The following is an 881-nucleotide window of genomic DNA, read 5'->3' as shown; positions in this document are numbered from 1 at the left end:
CGCCTGCTGGTGATCAGTGACGTCGTCGAATACTGGATGGACACCCACAAGCCCGATGTGATCGCGATCGAGCGGGTGTTCTCCCAACAGAACGTCTCCACCGTGATGGGCACCGCCCAGGCCGGCGGCGTGATTGCGCTTGCTGCCGCCCGCCGCGGCATCGACGTGCACTTCCACACCCCCAGCGAGGTGAAGGCGGCGGTCACCGGCAACGGCAACGCCGACAAGGCCCAGGTGACCGCGATGGTGACCAGAATCCTTGCGCTCCAGACCAAGCCGACACCGGCCGACGCCGCCGATGCGCTGGCGCTGGCGATCTGTCATTGTTGGCGCGCACCGATGATCGCCCGGATGGCGGCGGCCGAGGCGCGGGCCGCCGAACAACAACGCAAGTACAAGGCGACGCTCAAGGCGAAAGCGAAGGCGGCACGATGATCGCATCCGTTCGCGGTGAGGTTCTCGACATCGCGCTCGATCACGTCGTGATCGAAGCGGGCGGGGTCGGCTACAAGGTGATGGCAACCCCGTCGACGCTGGCCATGCTGCGTCGCGGCGCCGAGGCCCGGTTGATCACCGCGATGATCGTGCGCGAAGACTCCCAGACGCTCTACGGCTTCGCCGACGGCGACGCCCGCGACCTGTTCCTCACGCTGCTCGGGGTGTCCGGAATCGGACCCAGCATCGCGCTCGGGGCGCTGGCGATGTACGACGGGCCGACCCTGCGTCAGGCGATCGGCGACGGCGACATCACCGCGCTGACCCGCATCCCGAAGGTGGGAAAGAAGACCGCCGAGCTGATGGCGCTGAGCCTGCGCGACAAGGTCGGCATCGCTTCATCGTCCGGCGCCGCGACGGCGAGCGGGCACGCGGTGCGCGGCCCG

General features: G+C 68.4%; 2 protein-coding genes. Both read left to right on the top strand.

The window, feature by feature from the left end; translation table 11 throughout:
• On the top strand, positions 1-435 hold a 435-nt coding region (locus tag A5650_RS00455), incomplete at its 5' end, for a crossover junction endodeoxyribonuclease RuvC (protein ID WP_067285202.1).
• Positions 432-881, top strand: a 450-nt coding sequence (gene ruvA, locus A5650_RS00450) for a Holliday junction branch migration protein RuvA (RefSeq protein ID WP_067285200.1), incomplete at its 3' end; no start/stop codon positions are given. The genes A5650_RS00455 and ruvA, both read left to right, overlap by 4 nt.

It is taken from the genome of Mycobacterium sp. 1164985.4 (assembly GCF_001668575.1).
Lineage (GTDB): Bacteria > Actinomycetota > Actinomycetes > Mycobacteriales > Mycobacteriaceae > Mycobacterium.
Note: the sequence above shows the minus strand (reverse complement) of the source record. Positions and strands in the feature narration are given on the sequence as shown.